Source organism: Enterobacter sp. DC1, from assembly GCF_000568075.1.
In the GTDB taxonomy this organism is placed as follows: Bacteria; Pseudomonadota; Gammaproteobacteria; order Enterobacterales; family Enterobacteriaceae; genus Enterobacter; species Enterobacter asburiae.
Window position 1 is genome coordinate 56,445 of the sequence record NZ_AZUA01000007.1, and the last position, 19,292, is coordinate 75,736.

General features: G+C 56.8%; 19 protein-coding genes. 11 read left to right on the forward strand and 8 right to left on the reverse strand.

Annotated elements, in window-relative coordinates; all coding sequences use genetic code 11:
- Window positions 1-64: 64 nt before the first annotated feature.
- The 3 genes from P346_RS04565 to P346_RS04555 all read right to left on the reverse strand — a co-directional run bounded on the left by P346_RS04565 (window position 65) and on the right by P346_RS04555 (window position 2,259).
- A complete protein-coding gene (locus P346_RS04565; protein ID WP_032661863.1) occupies window positions 65-673 on the reverse strand; it encodes a glutathione S-transferase in 609 nt (202 codons plus the stop codon).
- A 90-nt stretch (window positions 674-763) separates the two neighbouring features.
- On the reverse strand, window positions 764-1,900 hold the full coding sequence (locus P346_RS04560) for an HlyD family secretion protein (protein WP_032661866.1): 1,137 nt from the start codon (window positions 1,898-1,900) through the stop codon (window positions 764-766).
- A gap of 2 nt (window positions 1,901-1,902) precedes the next feature.
- A complete protein-coding gene (locus P346_RS04555) occupies window positions 1,903-2,259 on the reverse strand; it encodes a DUF3302 domain-containing protein (protein WP_024906600.1) in 357 nt (118 codons plus the stop codon).
- Window positions 2,260-2,916: 657 nt separating this feature from the next.
- Between P346_RS04555 and P346_RS04550 the strand changes: the two genes are divergently transcribed.
- The 9 genes from P346_RS04550 (at window position 2,917) to trmL (ending at window position 13,063) form a co-directional block, all read left to right on the forward strand.
- Window positions 2,917-4,824, forward strand: a complete 1,908-nt coding sequence (locus P346_RS04550) for a PTS mannitol transporter subunit IICBA (RefSeq protein ID WP_032661868.1) — start codon at window positions 2,917-2,919, stop codon at window positions 4,822-4,824.
- Window positions 4,825-4,922: 98 nt separating this feature from the next.
- A complete protein-coding gene (mtlD, locus tag P346_RS04545; RefSeq protein ID WP_023309921.1) occupies window positions 4,923-6,071 on the forward strand; it encodes a mannitol-1-phosphate 5-dehydrogenase in 1,149 nt (382 codons plus the stop codon).
- On the forward strand, window positions 6,068-6,658 hold the full coding sequence (gene mtlR, locus P346_RS04540) for a mannitol operon repressor MtlR (RefSeq protein WP_032661869.1): 591 nt from the start codon (window positions 6,068-6,070) through the stop codon (window positions 6,656-6,658). Before mtlD ends, mtlR begins: the two co-directional genes overlap by 4 nt.
- Before the next feature lie 58 nt (window positions 6,659-6,716).
- Window positions 6,717-7,079 (forward strand): YibL family ribosome-associated protein, encoded by a 363-nt coding sequence (locus P346_RS04535; RefSeq protein WP_010436679.1) that lies wholly within the window; start codon window positions 6,717-6,719, stop codon window positions 7,077-7,079.
- Window positions 7,080-7,415: 336 nt separating this feature from the next.
- Complete coding sequence (lldP, locus tag P346_RS04530) at window positions 7,416-9,071, forward strand: L-lactate permease (protein ID WP_032650757.1); 1,656 nt, start codon at window positions 7,416-7,418, stop codon at window positions 9,069-9,071.
- A complete protein-coding gene (gene lldR / locus P346_RS04525) occupies window positions 9,068-9,841 on the forward strand; it encodes a transcriptional regulator LldR (RefSeq protein WP_032661871.1) in 774 nt (257 codons plus the stop codon). Before lldP ends, lldR begins: the two co-directional genes overlap by 4 nt.
- Window positions 9,838-11,025, forward strand: coding sequence for a quinone-dependent L-lactate dehydrogenase (lldD, locus tag P346_RS04520; RefSeq protein ID WP_029740822.1), 1,188 nt, complete (start codon window positions 9,838-9,840; stop codon window positions 11,023-11,025). The genes lldR and lldD overlap by 4 nt, the downstream gene beginning before the upstream one ends.
- 181 nt (window positions 11,026-11,206) lie before the next feature.
- Window positions 11,207-12,547 carry an MFS transporter gene (locus P346_RS04515; RefSeq protein ID WP_032661874.1) on the forward strand — a complete coding sequence of 447 codons (1,341 nt, stop codon included), beginning with the start codon at window positions 11,207-11,209 and terminating at the stop codon, window positions 12,545-12,547.
- Between the two features lie 45 nt (window positions 12,548-12,592).
- The gene (gene trmL, locus P346_RS04510; RefSeq protein ID WP_023334040.1) at window positions 12,593-13,063 is read left to right on the forward strand and encodes a tRNA (uridine(34)/cytosine(34)/5-carboxymethylaminomethyluridine(34)-2'-O)-methyltransferase TrmL; all 471 of its coding nucleotides are present in this window, start codon (window positions 12,593-12,595) and stop codon (window positions 13,061-13,063) included.
- Between the two features lie 32 nt (window positions 13,064-13,095).
- Here trmL and cysE read toward each other — a convergent pair whose 3' ends face one another.
- The 5 genes from cysE to P346_RS04485 all read right to left on the reverse strand — a co-directional run bounded on the left by cysE (window position 13,096) and on the right by P346_RS04485 (window position 16,205).
- On the reverse strand, window positions 13,096-13,917 hold the full coding sequence (cysE, locus tag P346_RS04505; RefSeq protein WP_008502718.1) for a serine O-acetyltransferase: 822 nt from the start codon (window positions 13,915-13,917) through the stop codon (window positions 13,096-13,098).
- Window positions 13,918-13,991: 74 nt separating this feature from the next.
- Window positions 13,992-15,011: an NAD(P)H-dependent glycerol-3-phosphate dehydrogenase gene (gpsA, locus tag P346_RS04500; RefSeq protein ID WP_032661876.1), complete on the reverse strand. Its 1,020-nt coding sequence runs from the start codon at window positions 15,009-15,011 to the stop codon at window positions 13,992-13,994.
- A complete protein-coding gene (gene secB / locus P346_RS04495) occupies window positions 15,011-15,478 on the reverse strand; it encodes a protein-export chaperone SecB (RefSeq protein WP_003860835.1) in 468 nt (155 codons plus the stop codon). Before secB ends, gpsA begins: the two co-directional genes overlap by 1 nt.
- 32 nt (window positions 15,479-15,510) lie before the next feature.
- Entirely contained in the window at window positions 15,511-15,762 is a 252-nt protein-coding gene (gene grxC / locus P346_RS04490) for a glutaredoxin 3 (protein WP_023309914.1), read from the reverse strand.
- Window positions 15,763-15,773: 11 nt separating this feature from the next.
- Complete coding sequence (locus tag P346_RS04485) at window positions 15,774-16,205, reverse strand: rhodanese-like domain-containing protein (RefSeq protein ID WP_023309913.1); 432 nt, start codon at window positions 16,203-16,205, stop codon at window positions 15,774-15,776.
- Between the two features lie 247 nt (window positions 16,206-16,452).
- On the opposite strand from P346_RS04485, the gene gpmM reads away from it, so the two are divergent.
- Window positions 16,453-17,997 carry a 2,3-bisphosphoglycerate-independent phosphoglycerate mutase gene (gene gpmM, locus P346_RS04480; RefSeq protein ID WP_032661879.1) on the forward strand — a complete coding sequence of 515 codons (1,545 nt, stop codon included), beginning with the start codon at window positions 16,453-16,455 and terminating at the stop codon, window positions 17,995-17,997.
- A gap of 33 nt (window positions 17,998-18,030) precedes the next feature.
- Window positions 18,031-19,290: a murein hydrolase activator EnvC gene (gene envC / locus P346_RS04475; protein WP_229231479.1), complete on the forward strand. Its 1,260-nt coding sequence runs from the start codon at window positions 18,031-18,033 to the stop codon at window positions 19,288-19,290.
- The last annotated feature ends 2 nt before the right edge of the window (window positions 19,291-19,292 follow it).

Here is a 19,292-nt window from a genome sequence, read left to right on the forward strand (position 1 = left end):
GGGAGAGGGAGTTAACATGTGGAGGGATTGTACCGCCTCCGACGCCGAAGTGTTATAACCCGCGTCAAGCCTTTGGCGGTTCTGTCCGGGCAAAGCTCTCGCGGCTAAAAAGCGTGTCTGCCAGTTTCACCAGCAGCGGACGGTCGACGCACCAGCCAGGGGAAACCCGGCGGAAGTTGAGATAGCCGATGGCGCAGGCAATGGCGATGGTTGCCAGGTTCAGGCTGTCGGTTTGAATCTTTCCCTCCTGGATAAGCTGCTCGCACCTGTCCAGGCTGCGGCTGATTTTTTCCCGCTGGCGTAACAGTTCCGTTTCCGACTGCTGGGCGGCGGGCCTTGCCTGTTCACGCACGGAGGTTAATGCCGCATCCATAATGCCATCGGCCAGGGCTTCGATTTGCTTCACTGCCAGCGCCGCTTTTGGGTCAGCTGGCAGCATTGCCGGGGCAACGCCCAGCAGCTCGATATACTCCGCAATAATCGGGGAATCGAACCAGTATTCGCCCTCGTCCGTCACCAGCGCCGGGACTTTCCCCAGCGGGTTGTACTGCGCGACGCCGTTTTCCGCGTTGTAGGGCTGTTCATTGATGAATTCAAATTCAATCCCTTTCTCCAGCAGGAGAATCGAGATTTTTCGCACGAAGGGACTGGTATAGCTACCGATGAGTTTCATTGCCTGATCCTTGATGCCGGAAAAAGGTCAGTATGGATCAAGCGATGAAAAAAGGGCAGGTATGCGAGTCGCATTCCTGCCCTGGAAGGATTAGTGATCGAGGTAGAGGTAGTGCATCCAGCTAGTCATACGGAGCAGCACCTTACGCATCACCGAGACGTGGGCGAAATGGTCCGAGTAGACCGCCACCTGGGCATAGATACCGTCTGGCAGCGCTTCGACTTCCGCATTCGGATCCAGTTCGATAGTGCCCAATACGCCATCCGTTCCGGGCACGACCGTCAGCGACTGCAGCGCACCCTGCGCCTGATAGGTTCCCCCCGGCACCACCGGCAGGATCGCGGTGAGCTTCCCGGAGAACACCTGGCCCGGCAGCGCGTTAAACACCACTTCCGCCTGATCACCCGGCTTCAGACGCAGCAGCGAGTTCTGACGGAACTGGGCCACGATCAGACGCTTCTGTTCAGGAATAAAGACCATCACCGGACGCAGCGGCAGCGCGGCGGCGTACGTCCCCGGACGGATCAGCACCTGGGTGACGTAACCATCGCTTGGCGCACGTACCACGGTCTGATCCAGGTTGTATTTGGCTTCGGCGAGCTGAGCGCGTAAGGAGGCAATCTGCGACTGCTCGCCGTTCACCATGCTGTCCAACTGGCTTTGAATCTGGGTCTGTTCAGCAACGGAGCCTTTTACCAGCGCATCCTGCGCGAGATAGTTCTGCCGCGCGTTGTCGATATCGCTTTCAGAGAACGGATTCACCTTCGCCTGGCTGCCTTTCAGGTAGCGCTGATAATCTTTATACAGGCGGTCGCGCTCTGCGGAGACGCGCGTCGTATTGGCGACGGCCTCCACCAGCTGCGCTTTCAGATTGTCGATATTGTGCGTCGCGGTCACCAGGTCAGCCTGGAGTCTGTCGACGCGCGCCTGGTAGCGGCCTGGATCAAGTTTAAATAACACTTCGCCTTTTTTAATAAGCTGGTTATTTTTATCGGTCACTTCACTGACCACCCCGGTAACCTGCGGCGTAATCGGAATAGAAATAACCGCTTTTTGCGCCGTAAACGTATACGGGTGGTTATAATTCATTAACAGAATAAGACCGGCAACAATAAACACCCCGCCTAATGTCGCGGTGGCAAGCGTCCACTGGTTTACCGGAATACGGAATATTTTAAAAATCACCCAGGCAAATGCCACATAGGTCAAAATAATTAACAGATCCATGATTAGCGCTCCAGCGTGTTCTTATCAGCAGCAGGCTTTACCGCGGCCAGCTTTTGTTCGAGTTCCGCCACGCGTTTGGCCAGCGCATCCATGCCCGGAACCTCATCAGGCTTTGTGATATGGTTCTGCATACCCCAGCCGCGATCTTCACGGTACAGCGTGGCCCAGATCCACAGGAACGGCCAGATGGCATGGAGCGTAAAAAGGCTAATCCAGCCTGCCGTATGAATCGCATCGGCATGGGGATGGTTACGCTTTTTGGCCATATTATAAGGGATGTCATGGATGGCGATGATTCCGTAAAAGAGAACCAGAAATACAAAAATCAATACGCCCAGCGCAAAATAGTTGAGAAACATATTCTCCTCACTTAAACAACGTCAACTCATTAAATTAATATAATGGTATGCAACCTAATTAATTTTTATAAGCACGGGGGTTGTGCTTACTATTTCAGAGCCGGGGAGTATCGGTTTTTATAATATCTCCATGCAAGTTTATAAGCGTGTCAAAATATATCCTGAATAATAATATACTTAACCTTACAATATGAGCGTAATCCACGTTTTAACTTTTTGCCATACCACACATCAAAAGTGGTTTTTTAGCTTAACGTGTCACGCTAAGTCATCCTGGCACCGAATCGCCATGCAGAGTTTGCCGCCGATCGCAGCCGGAGAAATCTGCATAAAAATATTTTGTGAAATCAGTCACAATCCGGAAACAAACACACAAAACCAAAACGTGAACACCATCACAGAAAGGGGTGGTTTTTGCTTTATTTTTCGCCATCGTATTTTTTTTGCCCATCCGTTTTGTGATTCATATCACCTCATTGATATCCACACCCCCTACATTTACGTGACGCGTGTCACACAAATTTTCGCTGTCTGGACAGTTGAACGATTCAGTGCCAGATTTCACAGCATCAGAACAGGGCCCGGCTACCTCTGCCGCCTCATTAACAATAAACCTCGGGCCGCAAGCCCAAGCGTAAACAGAAGAAGGGGTGTTTTATGTCATCCGATTTCAAGATCAAAGTTCAAAGCTTTGGTCGTTTCCTCAGCAACATGGTGATGCCAAATATCGGCGCGTTTATCGCGTGGGGTATCATCACTGCATTGTTCATTCCGACAGGGTGGTTGCCTAACGAAACGCTGGCGAAACTTGTTGGCCCAATGATTACCTATCTCCTGCCGCTGCTCATCGGTTTCACCGGTGGTCGTCTGGTGGGCGGTGACCGTGGTGGCGTAGTGGGTGCTATCACGACCATGGGTGTTATCGTCGGTGCAGATATGCCGATGTTCCTCGGTGCAATGATTGCCGGTCCTCTGGGCGGCTGGGCGATTAAGAAATTCGATGTCTGGGTTGATGGTAAGATCAAATCCGGCTTCGAAATGCTGGTGAACAACTTCTCTGCGGGCATCATCGGGATGATCCTCGCGATTCTGGCGTTCCTCGGCATTGGCCCTGCGGTTGAAGTGCTGTCCAAAATTCTGGCGGCAGGCGTTAACTTCATGGTTGCGCACGATATGCTGCCGCTGGCGTCTATCTTCGTAGAACCGGCGAAAATCCTGTTCCTGAACAACGCCATCAACCACGGCATCTTCTCGCCGCTGGGTATTCAGCAGTCTCACGATCTCGGCAAGTCTATCTTCTTCCTGATTGAAGCTAACCCGGGTCCGGGTATGGGCGTTCTGCTGGCGTACATGTTCTTTGGTCGCGGCAGCGCTAAGCAGTCTGCTGGCGGTGCGGCAATCATTCACTTCCTGGGCGGTATCCACGAAATTTACTTCCCGTACGTGCTGATGAACCCACGTCTGATCCTGGCCGTTATCCTTGGCGGTATGACCGGCGTGTTCACCCTGAGCGTGCTGGGTGGCGGTCTGGTGTCTCCGGCCTCTCCGGGTTCTATCCTGGCGGTACTGGCGATGACGCCAAAAGGGGCGTACTTCGCGAACATCGCGGCCATCTGTGCGGCCATGGCGGTCTCCTTCGTGGTCTCTTCTATCCTGCTGAAAACCAGCAAAGTGAAAGAAGACGACGATATTGAAGCGGCGACCCGTCGTATGCACGACATGAAAGCCGAATCCAAAGGCGCAACTCCACTGACCGCGGGCGATGTCTCTAACGACCTGAGCCACGTGCGTAAAATCATCGTTGCCTGCGACGCCGGTATGGGTTCCAGCGCAATGGGTGCAGGCGTGCTGCGTAAGAAAGTACAGGATGCGGGCCTGACCAACATCTCCGTCACCAACAGCGCCATTAACAGCCTGCCGCCGGACGTTGACCTGGTCATCACGCACCGCGACCTGACCGAACGCGCCATGCGTCAGGTGCCGCAGGCACAGCACATTTCGCTGACCAACTTCCTCGACAGCGGCCTGTACACCAGCCTGACCGAACGTCTGGTTGCGGCGCAGCGTCACGAAGACAACGAAGTGAAAGTGCGCTCAAGCCTGCAGGACAGCTTTGACGAGAGCAACGCCCACCTGTTCAAACTGGGTGCGGAAAACATCTTCCTCGGTCGCACAGCAGCAACCAAAGAAGAAGCGATTCGCTTTGCCGGCGAGCAGCTGGTGAAAGGCGGCTACGTTCAGCCTGAATACGTTGACGCGATGCTGGAACGCGAAAAATTGACGCCAACCTACCTGGGCGAATCCATCGCGGTGCCGCACGGTACGGTTGAAGCGAAAGATCGCGTCCTGAAAACCGGCGTCGTATTCTGTCAGTATCCGCAGGGCGTGCGCTTCGGTGAGGAAGAAGACGACATCGCCCGTCTGGTGATTGGTATCGCCGCTCGCAACAACGAGCACATTCAGGTGATTACCAGCCTGACCAACGCGCTGGATGATGAGTCTGTCATTGAGCGTCTGGCGAGCACCACCAGCGTGGAAGAAGTGCTGGCTCTGCTGAACAAATAAGTTCTCTTCCCTCTCCCCTCCGGGGAGAGGGCTAGGGTGAGGGGAAACGTTCCTCACCCCAGCCCTCTCGGGTAAAAACATTGATGAAGGTTAACACTATGAAAGCATTACATTTTGGCGCAGGTAATATCGGTCGTGGTTTTATCGGTAAACTGCTGGCAGACGCGGGCATTACGCTGACATTCGCCGATGTGAATCAGGTGGTCCTGGATGCCCTGAATGCGCGTCATAGCTATCAGGTCCATGTAGTCGGTGAAAACGAGCAGGTTGAAACCGTCTCCGGCGTCAACGCGGTCAGCAGCATCGGTGAAGACGTTATCGACCTGATCGCCAGCGTCGATCTGGTGACCACGGCGGTAGGCCCGGTTGTCCTTGAGCGCATTGCTCCTGCGGTCGCGAAAGGCCTGGCAAAACGTAAAGCGCAGGGCATCGACACCCCGCTGAACATCATCGCCTGTGAAAACATGGTGCGCGGCACCACGCAGCTGAAAGGCCACGTGCTTAACGCTGTAGCAGACGAAGACAAAGCCTGGGTTGAAGCGCACGTCGGGTTTGTGGATTCCGCTGTGGACCGCATCGTTCCGCCGTCTGAATCCGCCACTAACGATCCGCTGGAAGTGACCGTGGAAACCTTCAGCGAGTGGATCGTTGATAAAACCCAGTTTAAAGGCGCCCTGCCGACCATTCCGGGAATGGAATTAACCGATAACCTGATGGCATTTGTCGAACGCAAACTCTTCACGCTGAACACCGGGCATGCTATAACCGCGTACCTCGGAAAATTGGCCGGTCATCAGACCATTCGTGACGCGATCCTCGATGAGAAGATCCGCGCGGTGGTAAAAGGGGCAATGGAAGAGAGCGGCGCGGTGCTGATCAAACGCTACGGTTTTGATGCTGATAAACACGCAGCATACATCCAGAAAATCCTCGGTCGCTTTGAAAACCCGTATCTGAAAGATGACGTTGAGCGCGTGGGCCGTCAGCCTCTGCGCAAACTGAGCGCGGGCGACCGCCTGATTAAGCCGCTGCTGGGCACGCTGGAATACGGCCTGCCGCACGCCAACCTGGTGAAAGGGATTGCCGCCGCGATGCACTACCGCAGCGAGCAGGACCCGCAGGCGCAGGAACTGGCTCAGCTGATTGATGACAAAGGCGCGCAGGCTGCGCTGGCGCAGATTTCCGGTCTGGACGCCAACAGCGACGTGGTTGTGGAGGCGGTTAACGCATACAACGCAACCAAATGATGCACAGTGCGGCGCAGGTTAACCTGCGCCCAGATAATAGATTGTCAGATATGCAGGCAATAATGGAACAAACCCAGGCCTTTGAAAATCGTGTGCTTGAGCGTCTGAATGCTGGCAAAACCGTACGAAGTTTCCTGATTGCCGCCGTCGAGCTGTTAACCGAGGCGGTGAATATCCTGGTGCTTCAGGTGTTTCGCAAAGACGACTACGCGGTAAAATATGCTGTAGAACCGTTACTGGACGGAGACGGACCGCTGGGCGATTTATCCGTGCGTCTGAAGCTGATTTATGGTCTTGGCGTGCTCAACCGACAAGAGTATGAAGATGCGGAGCTGTTAATGGCGCTGCGCGAAGAACTCAATCATGACGGTAATGAGTACACCTTTACCGATGATGAGATCCTGGGGCCCTTCGGCGAGCTGCACTGCGTCACCGCGCTGCCCCCTGCACCCCATTTTGACAACAGCGATCCTGAGCTCTACGCGATGCAAAAGCTGCGTTATCAACAGGTTGTCCGTTCCACCATGGTGCTCTCCCTGACTGAGCTGATTTCCCGAATCAGCTTAAAAAAAGCGTTTCAGAAGTAAGCCTGCTCACATTGGTGTATCCTTCCCTGTAAATTCCCCGTATTCAGAGTTATTTGTCATGAAAGAAGTCGAAAAGAACGAAATTAAACGCCTGAGCGACCGCCTGGATCTGATCCGCCACCAGATGGCTGGCCTGTCGCTGGTCGATTCCGCCGAGAAGTACGCCGAGCTGGAAAAAGAAGCCGCCACGCTGGAAACAGAAATCGAGCGTCTGCGCGAAGTGAAGGGCCAGAAGCTGAGCAAAGAAGCGCAGAAGCTGATGAACATGCCGCACCGCCGTGCGATCACCAAAAAAGAACAGGCCGACATGGGCAAGCTGAAGAAAAGCGTCCGTGGTCTGGTGGTGGTACACCCGATGACCGAGCTTGGCCGCGAAATGGGCCTTAAAGAGATGACGGGCTTTTGTAAGACCGCGTTCTGATACTTTTCCCCTCACCCTAACCCTCTCCCTTAAGGGGCGAGGGGACTGTACGGTGCTGTTTTCTCCCTCTCCCTGTGGGAGAGGGCCGGGGTGAGGGCATCAGGCCCCACCCCGCTTCAAATTGGCCCAACCAATTCCCCTTTTCTTTCTTCCCCGGTTCACAATTCCATTATTTCCGCTCACAAAGTCATTGCCAGCTCATAACATCTGGTTAACCATTCATTGTCATTAACCCTACAACACAACATTGGCAGGACCAATTTTACACAACCTGTGACGCAGAGTTGAGCGGAGACTCACCCGCAGCGCAGGCTGTCTGGTCCCCAGGAGACCTGCATGAGCCTCTGGCAACAAAACTACGACCCGGCCGGTAATATCTGGCTGTCGAGCCTGATCGCATCGCTTCCGATCCTGTTCTTCTTCTTTGCGCTGATTAAGCTCAAGCTGAAGGGCTACCTCGCCGCGACGTATACCGTTGCTATCGCCCTGATGGTGGCGCTGTTCTTCTATAAAATGCCGGTCGATCGCGCGCTGGCCTCCGTCGTCTACGGTTTCTTCTACGGTCTGTGGCCGATTGCGTGGATCATCATCGCGGCGGTCTTTGTCTATAAAATCTCGGTGAAAACCGGGCAGTTCGACATTATCCGCTCGTCGATTCTCTCCATCACTCCGGACCAGCGCCTGCAGATGCTGATTGTCGGCTTCTCCTTCGGGGCATTTCTGGAAGGTGCAGCAGGCTTTGGCGCACCGGTGGCGATCACCGCCGCGCTGCTGGTGGGTCTGGGCTTTAACCCGCTGTATGCTGCGGGCCTGTGCCTGATTGTGAACACCGCGCCGGTGGCGTTTGGCGCGATGGGTATTCCGATTCTGGTAGCCGGACAGGTTACCGGGCTGGACAGCTTCGAGATCGGCCAGATGGTCGGCCGTCAGCTGCCCTTCCTGACCATTATCGTCCTGTTCTGGATCATGGCGATTATGGACGGCTGGCGCGGCGTGAAGGAGACCTGGCCTGCGGTGATGGTGGCGGGCGGTTCGTTCGCCATTGCCCAGTACCTCAGCTCGAACTTCCTCGGCCCGGAGCTGCCGGACATCATCTCTTCGCTGGTGTCGCTGGTCTGCCTGACGCTGTTCCTGAAACGCTGGCAGCCGGTACGCATTTTCCGCTTCGCCGACATGGGCGCCTCGCAGGTTGATCAAACCCTGGCCCGCACGGGCTATACGGCAGGACAGGTGATCCGCGCCTGGTCGCCGTTCCTGTTCCTGACCGCAACGGTCACCCTGTGGAGCATCCCGCCGTTTAAAGCCCTGTTCGCGCCGGGTGGGGCGCTGTACGACATGGTGATTAATATTTCCGTACCGTTCCTCGACAAGATGGTCGCCCGTATGCCGCCGGTGGTGCACGCCGCCACGCCGTATGCCGCGGTCTATAAATTCGACTGGTTCTCCGCCACCGGTACCGCCATCCTGTTTGCCGCTATCCTTTCCGTGGTGTGGCTGCGCATGAAGCCTGCGGCCGCGGTGCAGACCTTTGCGGCGACAATTAAAGAGCTGATGCTGCCGATTTACTCCATCGGCATGGTGCTGGCGTTCGCGTTTATCTCGAACTACTCCGGCCTGTCATCAACGCTGGCGCTGGCGCTGGCCCATACCAGCCACGCCTTCACCTTCTTCTCGCCGTTCCTCGGCTGGCTGGGGGTGTTCCTGACCGGTTCCGATACCTCGTCAAACGCCCTGTTTGCCGCGCTGCAGGCAACGGCAGCCCAGCAGATTGGCGTGTCGGACGTCCTGCTGGTGGCCGCGAATACCACAGGCGGCGTGACCGGGAAAATGATCTCTCCACAATCCATCGCCATTGCCTGTGCGGCGGTGGGACTGGTCGGTAAAGAGTCGGATCTGTTCCGCTTTACCGTGAAACACAGCCTGATATTCACCTGCATGGTGGGGGTGATCACCACCCTGCAGGCCTATGTCTTAACCTGGATGATCCCATGATAGTGATGCCCAGACGCCTGTCCGACGAGATTGCCTCTCGCGTGCGGGCGCTGATTGAAGAACAACAGCTGGAAGCGGGCATGAAGCTGCCCGCCGAACGCCAGCTCGCCGCCCAGCTTGGCGTGTCGCGCAATTCACTGCGCGAGGCGCTGGCGACGCTGGTCAGCCAAGGGGTGCTGCTGAGCCGTCGCGGCGGCGGCACCTTTGTGCGCTGGCAGCATGACGACTGGTCCGAGCAAAACATCGTTCAGCCGCTGAAGACGCTGATGGAGAACGACCCGGACTACAGCTTCGACATCCTTGAAGCGCGTCACGCCATCGAAACCAGTACCGCCTGGCACGCGGCCATGCGGGCAACCGACGCCGACAAAGAGAAACTCATCGCCTGCTTTGAGGCCACGCAGAGCAGCGACCCGGATATCGCCTCCCAGGCGGACGTGCGTTTTCACCTGGCGATTGCCGAGGCGTCGCACAACGTGGTGCTGCTGCAGACCATGCGCGGGTTCTTCGACCTGCTGCAATCCTCCGTTAAACAGAGCCGCCAGCGGATGTATCTGGTTCCGCCGGTGTTTGCCCAACTGACCGAACAGCACGAGGCGGTGCTCAAGGCCATTCTGGCCGGTGATGCCGAGGCCGCACGCAAAGCGATGATGGCGCATCTCGGCTTCGTGCACACCACCATTAAACGATTCGATGAAGACCAGGCCCGACAGGCGCGTATTACCCGTCTGCCTGGCGACAGTGATATTTCCAGGGAGAACAAAGCATGATTATTTCAGCAGCCAGTGACTATCGCGCCGCGGCGCAGCGCATTTTGCCCCCTTTCCTGTTCCACTACATCGACGGCGGGGCGTATGCCGAATACACCCTGCGCCGCAACGTGGAAGATCTGTCGGAGGTGGCTCTGCGCCAGCGCGTGCTGAAGAATATGTCTGACCTGAGCCTGGAGACGAAGCTGTTCAACGAAACGCTCTCCATGCCCGTGGCGCTCGCGCCTGTAGGCTTATGCGGGATGTATGCCCGCCGTGGCGAAGTGCAGGCCGCCGCTGCGGCGGATGCCAAAGGCATTCCGTTTACCCTTTCCACCGTGTCCGTCTGCCCGATTGAAGAGGTCGCCCCGACCATCAAACGCCCGATGTGGTTCCAGCTGTACGTCCTGCGCGATCGCGGCTTTATGCGCAACGCGCTCGAGCGCGCCAAAGCGGCGGGCTGCTCCACGCTGGTCTTTACCGTCGATATGCCGACCCCCGGCGCGCGCTATCGTGATGCCCACTCCGGCATGAGCGGCCCGAACGCTGCGCTCCGTCGTTACTGGCAGGCCGTGACCCACCCGCAGTGGGCGTGGGATGTCGGCCTGAACGGTCGTCCGCACGACCTGGGCAATATTTCGGCTTACCTCGGTAAACCGACCGGGCTGGAGGATTACATCGGCTGGCTGGCGAACAACTTCGATCCGTCGATCTCGTGGAAGGACCTGGAGTGGATCCGCGAGTTCTGGGACGGCCCGATGGTGATCAAAGGGATCCTCGATCCGGAAGATGCCCGCGACGCGGTACGCTTTGGCGCAGACGGGATTGTGGTCTCTAACCACGGCGGACGCCAGCTTGACGGGGTACTCTCTTCCGCACGCGCCCTGCCGGCCATCGCCGATGCGGTGAAAGGCGATATCGCCATCCTGGCCGACAGCGGCATCCGCAACGGGCTGGACGTGGTGCGCATGATTGCGCTGGGCGCCGACAGCGTGCTGCTGGGCCGTGCGTATCTATATGCGCTGGCGACGGCGGGCCAGGCAGGCGTGGCGAATCTGCTCAACCTGATCGAAAAAGAGATGAAGGTGGCGATGACGCTGACAGGTGCAAGAACGATTAGCGAAATCAGTAAAGATTCCCTGGTGCAGGAGTTAAGCAAATTACCGGCGGCGCTGGCTCCCCTGGCTCAGGGAAACGCGGCCTGACCTTCTCCGGTTAACCCCTCTTTCTCACGCGCCCGATTTCCCCCTCGGGCGCTTTTTTACGCCAAAAATAACATCCAGATAACATATTAGATAAGAAAATTTGACATCCACCCGCCGTCCGCAATTGTATAGACAAGCAAATACAAGAACACAAAAACAACATCAGATCGGAGTAGAGCGTATGGCGTATTCAGGTAAGGTGGATATTCAGCAGGTGATCGATGAGAGTCCCTTTTCAGGGTTTCACTGGCTGCTCATTGTGCTGGGCTTTCTGGTTCTGGCGATCGATGGTTTTGATACGGCAGCGATGGGTTACATCGCGCCTACGCTGTCGGCAGAATGGGGGATACACAAACAGGATCTGGGGCCGGTGCTGAGCGCTGCGCTGCTGGGGCTGTCGCTGGGCGCGCTGATTGCCGGTCCGGTATCTGACCGGATGGGGCGCAAGCGGGTGCTGGTCTTTTCGTGCCTGTTCTTCGGCCTTGCGAGCCTGGGAACGGCCTGGGCGCAAAGTCTGAATACGCTCACGCTGTGGCGCTTTCTGACGGGCCTGGGCCTCGGCGCCGCAATGCCTAACGCCATCACGCTGATCTCCGAGTTTGCCCCCCAGCGCTGTCGCGCCATGGCGATTAATACCATGTACTGCGGCTTCCCTTTGGGTGCGGCGGGCGGCGGCGCGATCTCTTCCTGGCTTATCCCCCACCACGGCTGGCGAAGCGTGCTGCTGACCGGGGCGATTGCGCCGCTGGTTTTAACGCTGCTGCTGGCGCTGTTTTTACCGGAGTCCGTGAAGTTTCTGGTGCAGCGCGGGAAGGACGTCATGCAGGTCCGCCGTATCGCCAGCCGGTTCGCCCGCAGCACGCTGGATAGCGTCACGGGCTTTTTCCTCGCGGAGGAGAAAGTCGCCTCTAAAAAAGGGAGCGTGTCGCAGCTATTTTCCATGCCCTGGCTGCCCGGCACCCTGATGCTGTGGGTGACCTATTTTATGGGCCTGGTCATTTACTATGTCCTGCTGAGCTGGATGCCAACGCTAATGCAGGGGATGGGTTATGCCCTGGCGGAATCCGCCTGGCTCACCTCGCTGTTCACCTTCGGCGGCACCGCAGGCATTCTGCTCGCGGGCTGGATGATGGACCGCTGGGAAGCGCATAAAGTGGTCGCGTGTGGTTTCGTGCTGACAATGGGCCTTATTCTTTTGCTTGGCATTGAGCATAACCATATCGCCCTGTTTGGCGGGCTGATTTTCCTGATGGGGATCGCCATGAACGGCGCGCAATCGGGCATGCAAACCCTGGCCGCCACCTTTTACCCTACCGAGTGCCGCGCGACGGGCATCGCCTGGATGCAGGGGATCGGCCGCTTTGGCGGCGTGGCGGGAACTATGACCAGCGCCCAGCTTCTTTCTATGCAGTGGCAGGCAGACAGTATTTTAATGATCCTCAGCGTGCCCGCTCTGGTGGCCGCGGCGGCAACCGTCTACAAAATGCTGTACAGCCGCTCGCAGGAACCCGGCGTCGCGTAGTTCCTCTCTTTTCTGATATTCTGCCCCCGCAATTAAGGGGGCAGCATGCTTAACATCGTTTTATTCGAACCAGAAATTCCGCCGAATACCGGCAATATCATCCGCCTGTGTGCGAACACCGGTTTTCGTCTGCATATCATTGAGCCGATGGGCTTTACGTGGGACGACAAACGTCTGCGTCGCGCAGGGCTGGATTATCATGAATTTACCGCCGTCGTTCGCCATCACGATTACGCCGCATTTCTGGAAGCCGAAAAGCCGCAGCGCATGTTCGCCCTGACGACCAAAGGCACGCCAGCGCATAGCGCCGTGAGCTATCAGGCAGGTGACTATCTGATGTTTGGCCCGGAAACCCGCGGCCTGCCGGCCACGATCCTGGATGCCCTGCCCGCCGAGCAGAAAATCCGTATTCCGATGATGCCGGACAGCCGCAGCATGAACCTGTCGAACGCGGTGTCGGTGGTGGTTTATGAAGCCTGGCGCCAGCTGGGTTACCAGGGCGCCATATTAAGGTAGGCCCGGTAAGCGCAGCGCCACCGGGCAAAATCTCAGATGCCGTCACCATACTCGAAGGTATGGTGAATGCCGTTGAAGTGCTGATCCATGTCCATGGACGGCTTATCGCTGTCTGGTTTACCGACGATGCGCGCCGGTACGCCAGCGGCGGTGGTATGCGGTGGCACGGGCTGGAGCACCACGGAGCCTGCGCCGATCTTCGCGCCGCGCCCGACTTCGATATTGCCGAGGATTTTGGCACCCGCGCCAATCATCACCCCTTCACGAATTTTCGGATGGCGATCGCCGCTGGTTTTACCGGTACCGCCCAGGGTAACCGACTGCAGGATCGAGACGTCATCTTCAATCACCGCCGTTTCCCCGACGACAATCCCGGTGGCGTGGTCGAGCATGATTCCGCGGCCAATCTTTGCCGCCGGGTGAATATCGACCTGAAACGTCACGGAAACCTGGTTTTGCAGAAAGATCGCCAGCGCGCGGCGGCCTTCATTCCACAGCCAGTGGCCGATGCGGTAAGCCTGCAGGGCGTGGAAGCCTTTCAGGTACAGCAGCGGCGTAGAATATTTATCGACCGCCGGGTCACGCGTGCGCACGGCCTGGATATCGCAGGCGGCAGAGGCGATCATTTCCGGGTCTGCAGCGTAAGCCTCTTCCACCACTTCACGAATGGCGATAGCAGGCATGATCGAGGACGCCAGCTTGTTGGCGAGCATATAGCTCAGCGCGCTGCCGAGATTTTCGTGCTTGAGTAGCGTCGCGTGGTAGAAACTGGCCAGCATAGGCTCGCAGTCGGCCAGCGCCCGGGCTTCGGCTTTAATATTGTTCCAGACGATATCCAGTTCTTCACACGGCATTGCTTACTCCAGACGATAGTTAATGACCAGCCAGTTCTGCGCTGGCTGGGTCATTCAGGTGACAACGGTTCCGACTAGCTACTGCGGCGCTCGTCCTTGCGCGCACGACCTAATAAGGTCAATGCTGCCTCGCGCGCATTTTTTCCGCAATACAATACCTGATAAATTTCCTCGGTTATTGGCATTTCGACACCGAAACGGTGCGCCAACTCGCGGACTTCTTTGGTATTGCGGTAGCCTTCAACCACCTGACCAATCTTCTCCTGCGCGCCTTTAACATCGCTGCCCTGTCCGAGCATCATGCCAAAGCGGCGGTTACGCGACTGGTTGTCGGTACAGGTCAGCACCAGGTCGCCCAGGCCAGCCATCCCCATAAAGGTGGCCGGATCGGCACCCAGCGCTTCGCCCAGGCGGGACATTTCGGTCAGTCCTCGGGTGATCAGCGCCGTACGCGCATTGGCACCAAAACCAATGCCGTCTGACATCCCGGCACCAATCGCAATCACGTTCTTCACCGCACCGCCCAGCTGCACGCCGATAAAATCGGGGTTGCTGTAGACGCGGAAGCTCTTGCCGCAGTGCAGCAGCTGTTGAAGATCGTCGGAGAAGGCCTGATCGGTGGAGGCCAACGAAATCGCCGTCGGCAGGCCAGCGGCCAGCTCTTTGGCAAAGGTCGGGCCGGAGATGACCGCCAGCGGGATCTCATCACCCAGCGCTTCGCGGGCAACGTCCTGCAGCAGGCGTCCGGTTTCGGCTTCCAGTCCTTTTGTCGCCCAGACAATGCGCGCATCCGGGCGCATCAGCGGCTTAATCTGACGGAGCACGTCGCCAAATACATGGCTCGGAACCACAATCAGAATGTTGCGGCTGGCCGCCAGCGCGGTCGCAAGGTCGCTTTCAAGGTGCAGGGAGTCAGGGAACGGAACGTCCGGAAGAAACGCGACGTTGCAACGGTCGCGCTGCAGCGTGGCGATATGTTTTGGGTCGTGGCCCCAGAGAACCACTTCGTGACCATTTCTTGCCAGCGTGATGGCAAGAGCGGTGCCGTATGAGCCGGCACCGATCACAGTCATTGACGCATTAACAGTGCTCATCAGGCATCCTGATGTTGTTCAGCACCTTCGCCAGCTTGCTGCTGCAGATAGTTCATGAACAGCGCATCAAAGTTAACTGGCGCAAGGTTCAGTTGCGGGAATGTACCGCGGGAAACCAGGCTGGTGATGCATTCACGCGCATACGGGAACAGAATGTTCGGGCAGTACGCACCCAGGCAATGCGCCATCTGGTTGCCTTCGATACCGCCGATAGAGAAGATGCCGCCCTGCTGTACTTCACACAGGAATGCAGTTTCTTCGCCCAGAGACGCGGTAACGGTCACACGCAGCACGACTTCATACACGTCATCTGCCAGTTGGGTAGATGCGGTATCCAGATCAAGTTTAACCTCTGGCTGCCAGTCTTTCTGGAAAACATGTGGCGCATTTGGCGCTTCGAAAGAGACGTCCTTGGTGTAGATACGCTGGATCTGGAAAGTCATTTCGGTGTTGTTTTGTTCTGACATGGAAATACCCTTTTTAATTGTCCTAAAGTCTCTTAGCTCAGCAGCGGATCGAGTCCACCACGGGCGTCGAGCGCATACAAGTCATCACAGCCGCCAATGTGCTGCGCATCAATAAAAATCTGCGGAACCGTCGTACGACCACTACGTTTGATCATCTCTTCGCGTTTAATCGCGTCACCGTCAATCGGCAGTTCCTGGAACGTGACGCCTTTGCTGTTCAGCAGCGCTTTCGCACGATGACAGAACGGGCACGTCGCTTTGGTATAGATCTCAATATTGGCCATGACTGAACTCCTTATTTGCCGCGTACCAAAGGAAGATTTTCCCCGCTCCAGCCGGAAATACCTTCTTTCAGCACCGTTACGTTTTCGAAGCCTGCTTTATGAAGCGCGCTGGCAGATTCCTGTGCCTGCATGCCGGTCGCATCGACAACGATAATCGGCTGAGCTTTGTGTTTCTCAAGCTCACCGACGTTGTTCGCTTTGATTTCAGCTGGCAGCAGGTTGATTGCGCCCGCAATGTGACCTTTACGGAAATCGTCACGCTGACGCAGATCGACCACGACAGCATCTTCTTTGTTGATCAGACGCGTCGCTTCACCACGGGTGATAACCTTAATTTTAGACGTCAGGCTCTTAAATGTGGTGAACAGCACAGCAGCCAGCAGGCCAATCCACGCGATGCTCAGAACCGGATGGCGGCTAACGAATTGCATAATTTCTTGCATGGAGGGTAACTACTCCCGACTAAGTGATAAAAAAAACCAGGACAGGAGTATACCTGTGCGTTCTGGCAAATACAGCCAGCGACCATAACCTAATCCATTTTCTGCGGCATGCCACCTAAAAAAATGCCTCAAAATGGTCTGGTGAACATCTTGCCCCTGCGCTTTCTTTGATCTTCTGCGGCTATTTGATCGATTCAGCTGTAGTAAAATTACGCAAACTTTGACTCTTGAGCATGAGGTTGTCGCAATGTCGGTTTCTAAAAAACCTATGGTACTGGTGATTCTGGATGGCTATGGCTACCGTGAAGATAGCCAGGATAACGCTATTTTCAACGCCAAAACCCCGGTCATGGATGCCCTGTGGGCGAAACGTCCGCATACGCTGATTGACGCGTCTGGCCTGGAAGTAGGCCTGCCGGACCGCCAGATGGGCAACTCCGAAGTCGGTCATGTAAACCTCGGCGCCGGGCGTATTGTGTATCAGGATCTGACGCGTCTGGACGTTGAAATCAAAGAACGCACCTTCTTCTCCAACCCAACGCTGTCTGGCGCGGTCGATAAAGCCGTTGCCGCGGGCAAGGCCGTACACATCATGGGCCTGCTCTCTGCGGGCGGCGTTCACAGCCACGAAGATCACATCATGGCGATGGTTGAACTGGCCGCCGAGCGCGGTGCGGAAAAAATCTATCTGCACGCCTTCCTGGACGGTCGCGATACGCCACCACGCAGCGCAAAAGGCTCTCTGCAAGCCTTCGAAGAGAAATTCGCCGCGCTGGGTAAAGGTCGCGTAGCGTCCATCATTGGTCGTTACTATGCCATGGACCGCGACAACCGCTGGGATCGCGTTGAACAGGCCTATGACCTGATGACCCTGGCAAAAGGTGAATTCCAGTTCGCGACCGCCGTTGAAGCTCTGGAAGCGGCCTATGCACGTGATGAAAATGACGAATTCGTGAAAGCATCCGTGATCCGCGCTGAAGGCCAGGCCGACGCCGCCATGGAAGATGGTGACGCGCTGATCTTCATGAACTTCCGCGCTGACCGCGCGCGTGAAATCACCCGCGCGTTCGTCAACAGCGACTTCGACGGTTTTGCCCGCAAGAAAGTGGTAAACCTCGATTTCATCCAGCTGACTGAATACGCGGCAGACATCAAAGCGCCTTGCGCGTATCCACCAGCATCGCTGGCAAACACCTTCGGCGAGTGGATGGCGAAGAACGACAAAACGCAGCTGCGTATTTCCGAAACTGAAAAATATGCACACGTGACCTTCTTCTTTAACGGCGGCGTTGAAGAGCCGTTCAAAGGCGAAGACCGCATTCTGATCAACTCCCCGAAAGTGGCCACCTACGATCTGCAGCCAGAGATGAGCTCTGCAGAATTGACTGAAAAACTGGTTGCGGCCATCGAGAGCGGTAAGTACGACACCATCATCTGTAACTACCCGAACGGCGACATGGTGGGGCATACCGGGGTGATGGAAGCGGCAGTGAAAGCGGTTGAAGCGCTGGACAACTGTGTTGAGCAGGTAACAAAAGCGGTTGAATCCGTTGGCGGCCAGCTGCTGATCACCGCTGACCACGGTAACGCTGAACAGATGCGCGACCCGGCGACCGGCCAGGCGCACACGGCCCATACCAACCTGCCTGTTCCGCTGATTTATGTGGGTGATAAATCACTGAAAGCAGTGGAAGGCGGCAAGCTTTCTGACATCGCGCCAACCATGCTGTCGCTGATGGGTATGCCGATCCCTGAAGAGATGACTGGTAAGCCGCTGTTCATCGTGGAATAATCGCTCCCCATGAGGGGAAAGGCGATTTTTTCAATCACATGGGTCGTGAAGCCGCTTAGGTTATCAGTCAGACCTCTGTTTTACGCCAGCGCACTCAGCGCTGGCGTATTGCTGTGCGCCGCATCCGCCCACGCGGATGACCGCGACCAGCTGAAATCCATTCAGGCCGATATCGCCGCCAAAGAGCGTGCGGTACGCCAGCAGCAGCAGCAGCGCTCCGCCCTCCTCGCCCAGCTTAAGCAGCAGGAAGAGGCGATCTCCGCCGCCACGCGTAAACTCCGAGAAACGCAAAATACCCTCGCCCAGTTGAATAAACAGATCGACGAGATGAACGCGTCGATTGCCAAACTTGAGCGCCAGCGTGATGCGCAGGAGCGCAATCTTGCCGCACAGCTTGATGCAGCATTCCGCCAGGGTGAACATACGGGACTCCAGCTGATCCTCAGCGGCGAAGAGAGCCAGCGCGGCCAGCGCCTGCAGGCCTATTTTGGCTATCTCAACCAGGCGCGTCAGGAGACGATCGCGCAGCTGAAGCAGACGCGCGAAGAGGTCTCCACGCAAAAAGCCGAGCTGGAAGAGAAGCAGAGCCAGCAGCAAACTCTGCTCTACGATCAGCAGGCCCAGCAGGCGAAGCTTGAGCAGGCGCGCAACGAGCGTAAGAAAACCCTTTCCGGCCTTGAATCCTCCATTCAGGAAGGTCAGAGCCAGCTCAGCGAAATGCGCGCCAACGAATCAAAACTGCGTAACAGCATCGCCCGTGCGGAAGCGGCGGCGAAAGCGCGCGCCGAAAAAGAGGCTCGCGAGGCGCAGGCCGTTCGCGATAAGCAGCAGGAAGCGTCCCGCAAAGGCACTACCTACAAGCCAAGCGAGAGCGAACGTTCCCTGATGTCGCGTACCGGCGGTTTGGGCTCTCCTCGCGGTCAGGCTTTCTGGCCCGTTCGCGGTTCAATTCTGCATCGCTATGGCGAACAGCTGCAGGGTGAGCTACGTTGGAAAGGGATCGTTATCGGTGCGTCTGAAGGTAGCGAAGTAAAAGCCATCGCCGATGGCCGCGTAATTCTGGCCGACTGGCTGCAGGGTTACGGACTGGTGGTGGTGGTCGAACACGGTAAAGGTGACATGAGCCTTTACGGCTACAACCAGAGCGCGCTGGTCAGCGTCGGCACGCAGGTGCGCGCTGGCCAACCCATCGCCCTTGTGGGCAGCAGTGGCGGTCAGGGCCGCCCGTCACTCTATTTCGAAATTCGTCGCCAGGGTCAGGCGGTCAATCCACAGCCGTGGTTGGGAAGATAAGT